Raw genomic sequence first — 11,100 nt, 5'->3', positions numbered from 1 at the left:
TCCTCGGAATAGTTCTTGCGGGCCATGGTCCTGATCATCTCGCTTCCCCAGCCGATGGCTGGAATCAGCGTGTCCAAGAACCAGGGTCAAGGCCCGTGGATGTCGAGCCCGTCGATCTCGGTGATGAAGTTCGGGAATGAGTTGATCTTCGCTTCGCATTTGCGCCAGTCATATTTCTCCAGCCAGTGCTTCGCGAGCGTCTGCATGGTGGCCAGTTGCGGGCCCTGGGACTGGTCGTCGACCGTCTCCTTCTCGGGCCAGCGAGTGTTGGCGATGCGGGCCCGCAGATCGTCCAGATCAGCCTGAGGAACCTCGACTCGAAATGGACGTACTTCCGCGCTGCCGACGTTTGCCGACTCATCCGTGATTGCCATGTGAGTGCCTCCTCTTGAGGATGCTGATGGGTGTCTCACGAGAGTCTCAACAGCAGACGTGGAGCGCTTCGCCCGCAGCGGGCATATCCATCCCCCGTTCGGAGGACTCACGGCACCCAACGTGCGTACATGCCTGACGAGCCGAAGGCCGCGGATCGGCCAGACCTAGGACCGGCACGACCAGGCCGGCCACTTCACGCCAGAGAGCAGCCGCAGCTCCTCGTAACAGATTTACGCGACATTCCGGTCGCGGCGCAGACATACCGATGTTCGGCCGCCGATCGCGCATCCGTCAGCTGGGCACTGCGACGAGTGGGTCAGCGTGAGCCAGATCGGCCCGCCCAGCTACGTGCCCATGTCGTACTCGCGCCCCCTGGACTCGAGGTGCATCAACGGGGCTACGCCTGAACGGATTGTCGCGGGACACACTCGCATCGCCGCCGACATTCAAAACTTGACACTTCGAGCAGCGCTTCCCCGAGCATCAGTTCTTGGCGAGCGCCTGCAGGCGCAGGTAGGACGCCACCGCCTGGGCGCGGTTGGCAGCGCGCAACTTGCGCAGGATGTGCTTGACGTGCGATCTGACCGTGCTCTCGGCGACGACTAGCTCGTTGGCGATCCCGGCGTTGCTGGCACCTTGCGACATCAAGTCGATCACCTCGATCTCGCGCCGCGTCAGTATGCCCATCAACTGGTACGCACCGTCGGACGGCATGACCGGCCCCCGCCCCACGATATCGATATCTCCCGTGACCGCATCGCGCCGAATCGACAAGCCGGCGGCGTACATATCGTCCAGCCTCATATCGGCCGCCGCCATCATCTCTCTGATCTTCCCGATCTGATCGCGCATGTGGCCCAGCAGCAGTGTGCGCTCGAGCGCGTAGCTCAGGCCTTCGGTGAAGAGGCCGACAACGTCCCGCGCCACCGTGTCGACGGTTTGAGCAGAGAAGGTTCGATCGGCGAACACCGTCCCAGCTACGTTCCCACGCACCATCACCGGGGCTCCTACGTAACCGGTCGACTGTGCGGCGCGGCTGATGTCGCCTACGCCGCGTGAGACCTTGTTATCGGGGACAAGAACTGCCGAATGGCGCCGTAGCAGCTCGATCTCCGGATCGCGCGGGTCGATTGCGGGTGGATGTGCCAGCGCGTACGCGGTCCATTTCTCCTGTCCATCAGGGTCCTGCGCGAAATAGACACTCTCCGCGACGAGACGTCCCTCGCGCATGCTCATCAGGACGCAGCGGTCAACGCCACAACTGCGACAGATCTCGACCGCGGCGCGGTCCATGATCCCCGGCAACGTTTCAGCGCTGCGCAGGCGGTACAGCGCCTCGCGTATCCGAGGCATCATCCTTACCTGCTGCGCGAGAAGGTCCTGCTGGATATCGTGCCAGTGCTCGTGCAACTCGACCAGCAGCTGCTGGACGCTCGACACACGCACTCTCCGGTTCGACCCCGCGGCAAGCGCAGACATCGCGGCACCACGCGCATGCTCGACCAACCGCAGCGCGACGTGCAGATCACCGTCGCGGATGCGGCGCAGATCCTCGTCGAGGATGCTGTCCAGATGCAGAGTGGTCCGCGCCGCCTCCAGCGTCGCGACGACCCGACGCCCGACCGACACTCGACCTGCCGATCGGCCCTCCGACCTCTGGCCAGGGATTTCGAGGACGCTCATGATGTCTCGTCTCCGGCTCCCAATGAAGAATGGGAGTCTGCCGGTACTCCGCCTACCGATCATCGGCGAGTGCGCTGTCGATGTCGAGGAGTCGATGAGCTGGCGGACCCACAATCTCGCCGCCTGTCGCTTATGGTGGCCGTGGAGCTCCGCTCCGCACAGCTGAGGTCGCCTCTGGTTCTGACCACCGCGAGTTTCACCGCCGCCGTCCAGCACCAGTCGGCGCCGCATTTAGGGCCATCGAGACCGCCTGTGGCATCGCAGTTGGTGACGGCCTACTCAACTGTGTTCCCCCGCCGACGTAGCGACCACGACGTCATGGGCACGCCAAGCCCGCGACCGGATCGTTGAGGCGGTGACAACTCATGCCGCGAACGGATGAGGGGCTCATTACGAGGAGGAACGACAGCGCCACATCTGGCCTCTACCAGCGACTTTGCCATCATTCACTTCGCACCACGGCAGCATATCCCCCATCAGTTGACAGCACTTCGCACCACGAGTCGCACCACGAGCGCGACCAAGAACTGTCCTGCGGTTTAGCGTCGGGCGCTGATGCCGCTGGATGGGCAAGGCGCGGGACGACACGCGACGATCAGTCGATAGGACGGTAGTGGGACAGTACTGCGCGAGCGCTCGGAAAGGCCTTACCGCCGCCGTAAGCAAGCGCCAAACCGAAGTCGCCTCCGACCGGCGCGAGGCCCCGTCGGCAGGCAGGCCCGGGACTGGCGACACCCGGCGCACCTGGGAATGCTCAGGTGCCTGTCTCACCCGTTGAAGCCTTCGAGTCGCTGTTGCTGCGCGTCGCGGCGCCGGCGGCTTGCGGCGGCGAGTCGAGTGCGCTCATGGCCTGCTGAACGGTCAGCCCAGGCAGGCACCGGACAAGTCGTCTCGAAGAGCTCGAGATCGGCCGACAATAGCCGAGCCGAACGAGGTTTGACGACAAACTTGCAGCAAGCTGCAGCCAAAGGGCTTGACGGTGAGCGACCCGGTGGGATCGGTCCGGCGAGACTGCCCTTTCGGGCAAGGGCCGAAAAGACCGATGCCGCGCCGGAGAACCGGCGCGGCATCGGGTTCGGTGCGGACTACTCGCCGACCAGCTGGTCGTAGGCAGTCGTCATGGAGACGTGGTCGACGCCGTCGAAGGCGGCCGGGATCTTGCCGTACGCCGTGATGGCGGTCGCGGTCCCGTTGGCCTTGCTCATGGCGTACTGATAGCCGGTCTTGGTGTCGCGATCGACCGCGACGATCATCGAACCGCCACGGGTGCCGCAGCTCACAACGGCCAGGGAGTCGTACGTCGCCCAGCCGGTCGACCGGATCAGCTTCAGCACCGGCTTCATTCCGGCCGCGACCGGAATGTGAACGGTGTAGAGCCCACCGGTGTTGGTCGTCATCAGCAGCGTGTCGTACGTCGCGGTCTCGCTGATCACCGTCATGGCCCGGAAGCTACGGAAGCCGGGGAGGGGGCCGAGCGCCTTGAAGCCGCCACCGATCATCGCGTAGCGGTACAGGCTGCCGTTCGAATTCAGGCCGTACAGGTACGAGTGCCGGGGTTGCGCGACGTTGTAGTTGGAGGTCGCGATGGACTTGAAGCTGGTCCAGCCCGACCCGATCCGCTTGAAGGTCGGCACCGGCGGCTTGTTCTCCGGCACGTACGTCGTGTGCCGGTACAGGTTCCCGCCCTGCAGGAACAGACCGTAGTAGTAGAACTGGGTCAGCGCAGCGTTCGCCGCCCAGTACCACGTGGCGTTGGCGCGGGTGGCCACGAAGTTGTCGATCGGCGGGTCGTACATCTCCGCCCTCGGCGGCTTGCCCGCGGTGATGTCCATCCCGTTCACGATCGGCGAGGCGCTGGGTAGGGCGACCGTGTTGAGGCACGTTCCCGCGGTCGCTGCCTTCGCCGTGTTCGACTGAACGGCCTTCGACGACCAGGTCGGCTTTGGGCTCGGCTGCGCGGAAGCCGGGACCGAAGCGGCCGTGGCGGCGACCATGCCGACGCCGGCCAGTGCAAGCGCGAAGCGCTGCAGTTTCATAAGGAGTTCCCCCTCCGGGAAGAGTCTCGAAGAGCTCAAGATCGCGCTGACTATAGCTGAGCCGTCAGGCCACCAGCAGGAGCCCGTCACATGGCGCCACACCAGATGAGCGCCTAAAGTCTGTTAGTTGGCGGACTGCTGACCACTCCGATCTGCCGACCGCCCGACAGTTGAGTACTAGACGGTGCGCTGCATTCGCGCATCCTGATCCAGGAGAACCCGGGAGTTGCTGGGAGGGCTCAATGTCAGCCGCCACTGAGGGCACACTTGTCACTACGCAGACAGGTGAGATCTTTACGGATGTACCTTTGGACGTCCAATATCCGCCGTACGAACATGGTCCGACTAACAATCGAACCTTCAACTGGGTCACGCCAGTTGACGAGCATCTCCTACGGAAGGCGGTCGATCTGGGACGATTGCCACAGGGCCAACGAAGATCGATAGCCGTCGTGGACTGGAGTGCGCTCAACAACACTGTTCGCCTACTGAGCGAACCGACTTCCGTTTCAGATCCGTTCACAGCGATATTGGATCTGAGCACAGTCGTCGCCGCTTTGATCAACTATGATTTCATGCTGGCCCTCAACTATGGAGACACGCTCGAGCGCGCCCGGGCAATGTTTCCATTCGCAGAGTCGTCTATCGTAGGGATCGAAGCGGGGCACCGAGAGGCCTTCGATCACGACATCGATGCTGTTTGTACTGACGCGCGCGGGCTCCTCGAGAGGTACTATTTGGAGGCTCAGAGTCTGCTTGATTCAGCCACGTCCGCGGGCGCGGAGTGGGTGGGAGTGCTGCGGACGGCATGGACTGCACTTGTCCCCGATACCGAGTATCCGCGGCACAATTTCGGAGCCTATGACCCCATCGATGAAGGCCACCCATACGAGGACTATTTTCGAGATCCGACAATCGCTTTTGACTCGTTATTTGAGTTGACCGACGGCGCTTGGCGCGTGCGCGCAGATGTCGACTGGGCGCTCGCCATTCTAGACAACGACCGGCGGTCGCTCTTCTACGAGATCCTAGTGGCTCAGTTGAGGCAACATGTGGACGACCAACGTTCTTTTACCTTCAGATACTTGGCAAACTCGCTACGTTCACCTATGCAGATTGCCAGAACTGCCATGGCGCAGCAGCAACTGTCTCAACTACCGACCGCACCCGAAGATTGGTTGCAGCAGGAGTGGGCAAATCTCGGTCGCTCTTGGAACATGGAGATCAACCTGCCGCTTTGGATGAACGCCGCACTCTACGGCGCGCACGGCGGACGGACTATACCGGATGCAGTCGGTGAGTTGCGGCAACTCGCGAAGGGGTTCCGTAAACGGCGCGCAGAGCTCGAAGACTCCCTATTCGAGGGTGACGTAAGAGTGCTCGACAGCTTGCAAGCGGCACTGTCCGGCGACCTCACGCGCCTGACAGTAAGGTGCCGCGAAGGTCGCGGGACAAGCTCTCGATCTGGCCGATGCGAGCATTCGCACGGTTCTACCGGTCCCTATCGGGCCGAAATCGGTTGCTTCCCTGGTGGGCACGGTTCGACCGGGGTGGTTCCGGGCGCGGTGGTTGCGAATGTTTCGCCCGCAAATCTGGTTCGTCTACGACCTCGGCAATCGCGCCAAGCACGTCACCAATGTCCTCCCCGTCCTCGCTAACCGCCTCGGACTGGAGGGCGCCGATGCAACGGCTCCGTTGAAGTACTTCAGCAGACTGGGTTCGGTGAAGGCGATCCTCTAGTCCACCGTCGCTCCGTGGCACTCATCATCTTTGGTCATAGCTCGAGGCCCGGGGCCCCGCCATCTAGCCACCACGAGATCTACCCGCGATCGGGCCCTCGATCCCCAGGCCCTGTGGCGGCGGGCCGTCGTCACACCAGCCAGGATCGGCCGTAACGCGACATGACTCGTGACACGAAATCGTACGGGGCTGCCCACGGTGCGCCGAACGGCGCGAACGGCGACAACCTAAACACGATGTAGTGGTAGTGCGAGAACCCGAGGAAGGACCACACCCCGAGCAGCGCCAGCAGCAAGAACCCGATGACGATCGCCGCCAGAACGAACGGCCCGGTGTCCGGGATATGAGCCGGCCCATCAGGCGGGCGGGCAGGGCGAGTCAGTACAGCAGCAGCGAGAGCGCCCTCGGCATCGCCAGGTTGTGCGCCAACTCGTGCGCCGACACTGCCTCCAGGTTGCGGGGGCCGGCAGCGAGTACCCCCCAGTTCGTTACCGCCGCCATCGCGCCGGGGCGGTGAATCCGGCTGATGCTGATCAGACCGTCCGACGCTATGCGGACGGGGAGCCGTCGCGCGAGAGGGTCACGACGTCGTACCGTGTCCTTGGGGGCTAGGGTGCGGGAGATGCCCCCGGGAAGAGGCGGGTGCAGATGAGTGACGCTGCCGATGGGCCGGAACAGAAGGGCCCAGAGAAGGACGACCCTCCGCGACCCATCGTTTTATCCGTCGCAATCAGTATTCTCGCCGTATCGTTTGCTATAGCCCATCTCGCGTGGCCGAACCTGCGCATTGATTCAATCACCATCGTGTTGCTGATTGTGGCACTTTTGCCGTGGCTTGGCCAGCTATTCGAGAGCCTCGACATCTTCGGTGTCGGAAAAGTCGAATTTCGAGAGTTTCGGCGAGAAGTACACGAGAATCTGCGCGAAGGGCGCAGAAGCCTTGACACGGTCACTGAGCGCGTGGATCAACTAGCGGAGATGCTCGTCAAGGGCGCAGTCACCCCGGAGCATGCGCAGCAGCTCCGAACAGCACTGACTGGGTTCTATCTGTACGTTAAGCAACTATTCCCTCAGGCGGTTGCCTCGGCAGTGCCGGGTGTCACCGTGGTTCCTGAGGCGGATATGGACGTTGCCACGTTGGCCTACTTCAACCAAGAAGAGAACGAAATTGTTCTCTCCGTGGAGGTATCGAACAACACTTTTCCGCTCTTTCGAGAATACTGTCACTCCGTCTTGTGGGGAGCGCCGGGGCAAGCTCTAGATCCTGCGGCGCTGCCAGTCGAGTCTGGACTCGCTAATTACCTGTGCGCCAGTTATGGAGATGATCCGCGATTAGGTGATGAGACCGTGGACCGACACACGCCAGGATACGGAAAGCTACGAATTAACCTCGAAAATCATCGAAGGTTTCCGAAAATCAAGGACCCATTCAATCCCTTCGGTCCCGAGGCGTGGGGCGGCGCCTTCTGGGACCTTCGCAAGGTTCTCGGCGCCCCGTCGGCTGATCGCCTCCTGGCCACGGCGTGGCGCGAGACAGACTACGCAACAAGCGAGTTCGCGAAGAAGTTCGCAGCAACAGTCATCGCGGGTGCAGCGCAGAGCGATTCAACGAACACGGTGGCGGTCACCTCAGTTTTCGAGCAGCGCGGCCTCTCAGCGATCTAACAGCCACTCATGCGCCATGTGCGATCGCGCTCGCAAGAGGCATGCGATGGCGGAGTGCGTTGAAGACATGCCGGCGGTTGACCCCCAGGGCTATTGCACGCGTTGACGCATCCCAGCCCCCTATGGATAACCGCAGCGAACGATGCGCTCGCCGGTGCATCCTGGTACGAGACCTCTGGGGCGCGGCCACTGGCGCAGCACGCGTTGTCAACGGCACGTCGCCGCTGTTGGGGTGAGCACGCCAGGAAGGCCACCCGGAGGCCGCATGCGCACGCCCGCCGCGCGCCGAAGGCGCGCCTTGATCCACAAGAGGCGTACCCGGCAGGCAGTCCTCAACGCCCCGAGCACTGGCCATTTGAGGGCGTGCGAGAGCAGGTCAGCCAGGTTTGCGCGCGGAATCCGTCGAGCGGCTGTGGAACACTTTGTGGAACGAACTGGCGAGTAACAGAGTTGCTATAGTCGCCGAGCGCCGGACTCCGCGTGGTTCCTGAGGCTCAAATCGGTACCTGTCAATGCGGTCCGGCGGCCCTTCTAATCCGTTGGTCGCAGGTTCGAATCCTGCCGGGCGCGCCTTGTGATGTCTCAAGACATAGGCGACAGCCGAACCTACGATTCGTGGGTTCGGCTGTTGGTCATTTGGGGTGTTTGCGGGCTGGTCCGGGGGTCTTCCGGTGGGTTGGTAGTCCTTGGTGGGGTCGAGGATGAGTTCGCGCAGCAGTTCTCCGGTGGCCGCGTCGACGACTCTGATCTGGAGGTCGTGGATGAGGAGTAGGACGTGGGTTCGGGCGTGGGTTCGCCCGATGCCGATGTGGTGGAGCCGGCCGTTCACGCGCAGGGTGACGACGCCGGTGTGGTCGACCTTGTCGGTGCGGACGCGGTGGTGGATCTCGCCGGTCCGGTCGGCGCTGGGGGTGGCTTTGGGGCGGGTGTGGTAGGCGGTGGCCGGGGTGGCTTGGTGCGGCAGCGACCGATGCGGGCGGCGGTGGTTGTACTCGTCGCACAATCGGTCGAGCAACACCTGGAGGTCGGTGATCGTGACGGCTGGGTGGGCTGGGCGCGCAGCCACTTCTTCATCGTCTGCTTGAACCGCTCCACCTTGCCGCAGGTGGTCGGATGGTTGGGGCGGGAGTTCTTCTGGACGATGTTCAGGCGGCGCAGTTCGGTCTCCAGGCCGTTGCGGCCACCTTTCCCGCCCGACAGCCGGGTGCTGTAGACCGTTGTCGGTCAGCGTCGAGGCCGGGATCCCGTACTGCGCAACGGTTTCGCGGAAGCTGGTGGGTCACGATCCGCCGGTGATCCGCCGGTGCGCGGTCACGTGGAGGGCGTAGCGGGAGTAGTCGTCCAGCCAGCTGATGACCTCCACATCACCGCCGTCGTGGAGCTGGTGGTGGGTGAAGTCGGACTGCCAGCACTCGTTCGGCAGCTCCGCGGCGAAACGCAGGTACGACGACCTGGGCCGCTTGGCGGGATCCGGGACAACGGCGCCGGCCCGGGTCAGGATCCGGTGGATCGTGGCTCGCGAGAGCCTGACCTGGTGCCGTGCTGCAGATGCCCCTCTGGACGACAAGGGGTCTGTGCGTAACGGCTCGGAGAGAGAGGCCGCTGCGGGGATGTTCGAGACGGGCCGTCCCGGCGTCTCCGCGGCCGGTGCCGTGGGCAGCGGCTCGGTGAAGCGTGTGGCCTCTGCCGTTGGCGAAGGTGCGATCGCAGTGCGCCAAGGTGCACGACTTCCTCGCTACTGCCGGACGACACTGACAAGTGCTGCTATCCCTCCCGCAGGCCCTTACCCCAATCCTGCCGGTACGTGTAAGCGGCGGCCCGAACCGCTTCGTCGTTCTCCAGACCCGCCCCGAGGGCTCCGCCCACCGTTGCGAGGGAGCTGGTGAGCCACGCCAGCTTCATGTAGTCGCCAACTCGAACCGCATGCCCGATGCCCTCCTCGAGCAGCTGTGAAGGCACCACAACTGGTGAGATCAGCACTGCGAGCAGAAGGAGTGCGGCGTAGAGGGAGAGCACGCCCAGCACCACCGTTGCCGTGGTGGCCAGGTTGAAGAGGGTTACCTGCTTGCGACCGACCGGATATGACGCGTGTTCCCACAGACCAGCTCCGGCGATCAGCGCGACGGTGATCGCTGCGACAGACCCCACCCCGATCGCCGAGAGTCTGATCCAGCCGAGCGCGTCGCCCAGCTGCCAGATGTCGGGGGTGACGAGGGCAAACACTCCCGCTGCGAGAGCGGCGGTCAGCGCTCTCGACAGTCCGATTGCAAGCTTCCACGGCTGGTTGGCCCGGATCATTCCGAACAGCAGTCGCAGGTTCCCGCTGAGAACCCTCGCGGTGAACATGACGCTGCCGTCTCCATCCGGCTGCTGGCTCCTTCCGAGCTCGCGGGCGCGGCGTCCGAGACTGGCAACCGGGCCCGACAGGGCGTGGTCATCTGTGTCCCCGAGCAAGGTGCGCACGAGGCCGACGACTGTGTCGCGGGTGCGTCGACGCAGTCCGATGGCGCCGAGCGCCGGCAGGCACACGACGCCGACGCCGTGAAGTGGGCTCGCGTGAGCCACCACCGGTCGCCGGTGAGCCTTCAGCGGCAGATCGGTGAGACAGACGACCAGATCCCAGTCTTCCTTCAAGAGCCGGTCCCTTGCCGCGGCGACAAGGGCGGCGTCGTCGGCAGGTGGATGCACGAGTGCGTCGACCATCGTTGGCACCCGCCACTGGGCGGCGGGCAGATGCACACTCAGCTCGCCTTGCAGGTCTTCGGCGAGGGTCGACGCGATCTCGGTGGCCGTACCCGGAGCCGAGATGAGCCCGATCGCCACGTCGTCCGTGCTCATGGGAAAGTTGCCGGGCTGCGCCAATGATTCCGAGCTTCCTGCGTCATGGTGCGAGTGTCGGCTCACCGCGCGTCGTGAAGCAATAGGGAGCGGTCCGGCGGCACGGATGTGGCAAGGACCCGTCGGCGGGGCCGGATCACTGCCCTAATCTCAGACCTGACTCGTGCCACCGCCGTGGTGACTTGACGGGGGCAGGTCGGTGATCTGCGTCTCTGCCGCTGAGGTCGGGCAGCGGGAGTGGCCGGACTGCCAGCACTCGTTCGGCAGCTCCGCGGCGAACCGCAGGTACGACGACCTGGGCCGCTTCCCGGGGTCAGGAACGACGGCGCCGGCCCGGGTCAGGATCCGGTGGATCGTCGCCTCGCGACACCCTGACCTGGTGCCGGTGCAGCAGGTGCCACTCGATGGTGTCCGCGCCCGCGTCCAGCCCGGCCTCGGTCAGCTGCTTGCGCAGTCGCAGTACCAGCTCCACCGTCGCCGCCGGGGTCGCTCGCGGTGACGTCCTCGGGCGCCGGTTGCGCGGTTCCAGCGCCGCCTCGCCCTCGGCCCGGTATCTGGCCATCAATTTGCTCACCCAGCCCGGCGACACGCCGTACCAGCGCGCCACCTCAGCCTGAGAACACCCCTCCACCAACACCGCCGTTTTGACCAACCCGGCTTCGACATGCCTGAACCACCCCAGGTTCTCTGCCGCTCTTATACGGGTTGCTGCTCTCGGTTGAGAGCAGCGTAGTGGGCTTGCTCGAACTCCACCGGCGGCATC

General features: G+C 64.1%; 9 protein-coding genes. 3 read left to right on the top strand and 6 right to left on the bottom strand.

Annotation, left to right across the window (positions count from 1 at the left end):
* Positions 1-86: 86 nt before the first annotated feature.
* From ACGFIF_RS44305 to ACGFIF_RS44295, 3 genes are all read right to left on the bottom strand, one after another.
* Positions 87-374, bottom strand: a complete 288-nt coding sequence (locus ACGFIF_RS44305; RefSeq protein ID WP_393163979.1) for an epoxide hydrolase N-terminal domain-containing protein — start codon at positions 372-374, stop codon at positions 87-89.
* A 484-nt stretch (positions 375-858) separates the two neighbouring features.
* Positions 859-2,058, bottom strand: a complete 1,200-nt coding sequence (locus ACGFIF_RS44300; protein WP_393163977.1) for a LuxR C-terminal-related transcriptional regulator — start codon at positions 2,056-2,058, stop codon at positions 859-861.
* A 1,085-nt stretch (positions 2,059-3,143) separates the two neighbouring features.
* Positions 3,144-4,094: a hypothetical protein gene (locus tag ACGFIF_RS44295; RefSeq protein WP_393163975.1), complete on the bottom strand. Its 951-nt coding sequence runs from the start codon at positions 4,092-4,094 to the stop codon at positions 3,144-3,146.
* A 242-nt stretch (positions 4,095-4,336) separates the two neighbouring features.
* On the opposite strand from ACGFIF_RS44295, the gene ACGFIF_RS44290 reads away from it, so the two are divergent.
* The 3 genes from ACGFIF_RS44290 (at position 4,337) to ACGFIF_RS44280 (ending at position 8,712) form a co-directional block, all read left to right on the top strand.
* The gene (locus tag ACGFIF_RS44290) at positions 4,337-5,752 is read left to right on the top strand and encodes a hypothetical protein (protein ID WP_393163973.1); all 1,416 of its coding nucleotides are present in this window, start codon (positions 4,337-4,339) and stop codon (positions 5,750-5,752) included.
* 730 nt (positions 5,753-6,482) lie between these two features.
* Positions 6,483-7,499 carry a hypothetical protein gene (locus ACGFIF_RS44285; protein ID WP_393163971.1) on the top strand — a complete coding sequence of 339 codons (1,017 nt, stop codon included), beginning with the start codon at positions 6,483-6,485 and terminating at the stop codon, positions 7,497-7,499.
* Positions 7,500-8,274: 775 nt separating this feature from the next.
* Entirely contained in the window at positions 8,275-8,712 is a 438-nt protein-coding gene (locus ACGFIF_RS44280) for a hypothetical protein (protein ID WP_393163969.1), read from the top strand.
* Positions 8,713-8,778: 66 nt separating this feature from the next.
* Here ACGFIF_RS44280 and ACGFIF_RS44275 read toward each other — a convergent pair whose 3' ends face one another.
* From ACGFIF_RS44275 to ACGFIF_RS44265, 3 genes are all read right to left on the bottom strand, one after another.
* Positions 8,779-9,066 carry a hypothetical protein gene (locus ACGFIF_RS44275; protein WP_393163967.1) on the bottom strand — a complete coding sequence of 96 codons (288 nt, stop codon included), beginning with the start codon at positions 9,064-9,066 and terminating at the stop codon, positions 8,779-8,781.
* A 197-nt stretch (positions 9,067-9,263) separates the two neighbouring features.
* A complete protein-coding gene (locus ACGFIF_RS44270; protein WP_393163965.1) occupies positions 9,264-10,337 on the bottom strand; it encodes a hypothetical protein in 1,074 nt (357 codons plus the stop codon).
* Between the two features lie 313 nt (positions 10,338-10,650).
* Positions 10,651-10,968 (bottom strand): helix-turn-helix domain-containing protein, encoded by a 318-nt coding sequence (locus tag ACGFIF_RS44265; protein WP_393163963.1) that lies wholly within the window; start codon positions 10,966-10,968, stop codon positions 10,651-10,653.
* Between the last annotated feature and the right edge of the window lie 132 nt (positions 10,969-11,100).

Source organism: Kribbella sp. NPDC049174 (genome assembly GCF_043197365.1).
Lineage (GTDB): Bacteria > Actinomycetota > Actinomycetes > Propionibacteriales > Kribbellaceae > Kribbella.
Note: the sequence above shows the minus strand (reverse complement) of the source record. Positions and strands in the feature narration are given on the sequence as shown.